This is a genomic window from Tenacibaculum finnmarkense, from assembly GCF_900239185.1.
Lineage (GTDB): Bacteria > Bacteroidota > Bacteroidia > Flavobacteriales > Flavobacteriaceae > Polaribacter > Polaribacter finnmarkensis.
Window position 1 is genome coordinate 1 of the sequence record NZ_OENA01000079.1, and the last position, 1,957, is coordinate 1,957.

2 protein-coding genes are annotated in these 1,957 nt (G+C 31.4%); both read left to right on the forward strand.

What is annotated here, in order from left to right; all coding sequences use genetic code 11:
* The first annotated feature begins 453 nt into the window (after positions 1 to 453).
* Positions 454 to 687 (forward strand): hypothetical protein, encoded by a 234-nt coding sequence (locus AQ1689_RS09415; RefSeq protein WP_101916115.1) that lies wholly within the window; start codon positions 454 to 456, stop codon positions 685 to 687.
* Between the two features lie 59 nt (positions 688 to 746).
* The coding region (locus AQ1689_RS09420) for a hypothetical protein (protein ID WP_145993754.1) at positions 747 to 1,957 on the forward strand (1,211 nt) is incomplete at its 3' end.

Below are 1,957 nucleotides of genomic sequence, written 5' to 3' on the forward strand. Positions count from 1 at the left end.
GAAGAAGAACATCAGAAAAACAGGCGTTCTTACTTTTATATTGTTAAAGGAAATGAAAGTGTAAAGGCGGTAAACGAGTAAGAAATCATCTGAAAAAGAATAGTTTCTAAATGCTTAAAAAATAAGTTTTATAACAAAAAACACGAAGTTAGCGCTTCGTGTTTTTTATGTTAAAATAAATACTGTAAATGTGACTTTAATTTAAAAAAAGTGTCATTATAGTGTTTATGTAAAACAAATTGATTTATTATAGTAATCGAAGTATTCTTGTTAGTATGTTATTTATGGTTAGTGACAGGTATTATTTTACCCTGAAAAAGATACTTTATTTGCATATTATTGCTATATCTATTTGTTTTATAAGTTTTTAAAAATATTTTTTTTACAATATATTTTAAAAAAAAACAAGTAGATTTACACTCTTAAAAAACCACCATTATTAAAATAAAATTTATGAAAAAATACTTTTTAAAAAATATACTGTTTTTTGTTCTCTTGTTAATAGGTATTAAAAACACGTATGCTCAAGCAACATTTTCAGATAATCAAACAGTAGCGCAATTAGCTGGTCAACTACAGGTGAAAGCAAATCGTGTAGGTGTTTTTCAAATGGAAAAGCAGGTGCTGGTTTTGGTGTTAAAATTAAAGAAAACGATTAGTAATGCGTTCTTTATAATAATAGATTAGTTTTGATTTATAAAGAAAAAATAAATTTTGATGTTTTAGCTAAATTTAAATTATTTAATATGAAAAATACTCAAATCAATAACTTATTAAAAAAAATAGGAATTTTATTTTTATTTCTATTTTCAAATTATATTATAGCACAAGGTACAACTTGTATTAATGCAGAAGTATTATGTACTCCTAATGCTGCTTTTCCAGCACAAACTTCTGCTGCGGATTTAGGACCATTACCTAGTTGTGGTACAAATGGTCAAGCCCCTGGTTTTCCTGTTAGTAGTACATTAGCTAGTACACCTAACCCCGCATTTTATACTTTACAAGTAGTAGAATCTGGTGACTTATTTTTATTTATCAATACTTCTCCAGCTAAAGATGTAGATTTTGCTATTTGGGGACCTTTTGCTTCTCCTGATGTAATAGCTAATTGTTCAGGAAATAATTTTCCTCCAGGCGCTCCTATTGATTGTGATTATAGTACAGATCCTTCAGAGCAAATTGATGTACCAGGGGTTCTTGCGGGACAAACATATATACTAATGATAGCTAATTACTCAGGAGAAGCAACAGATGTAACTTTATCTCCTAATAATGATCATGGAATTAATACAGCAACTTTAGGAGGTCCATTAGGTTTTGATGTAATTCAACCAGATTCATATTCTGTACTAGATTCACCAGCTAATATGATAATATCACCTGCAATTACTGATCCTAATATCAGTAGTGTTAATTTTTCAGGGACAGGTATTACTGATGCTACAAATGGTGTATTTGATCCTTCAGTAGCGGGAGTAGGAATACATACAGTAACAGTAACCGGTACTTCTTACGCTTGTTCTGTTGTTAGAACAATTGATATAAATGTACATAATCTTTTAGTAGCCGATAACGATACTTTAGGAACAGCTTTAGTGCCTTTAGCATCAGGAGCTTCGGATGTTCCAGCAGGATCAGTTTTAACAGGAGATACCTTAAATGGCGTTCAAGTAACGCCAGCAAATACAGATGTAAATCCTGTAACCACAGGAAATATCTTAATAGATGCGGACGGAAATGTAACGATCTTAGCAAATACGCCGACAGGATCTTATCCTGTAATATATGCGATTTGTGAAAGTGGAGCAAATCCAGTAAACTGTACTATAGCCACGGTAACGGTAGAAGTAGTTGGAGAATTAGTAGCAAATATTGATGATTTCACAGGAACACCACTTACTATAGGAGATCCAAGTCCATCAGTAATTGCTGATGATACTTTAGATGGAGCTGC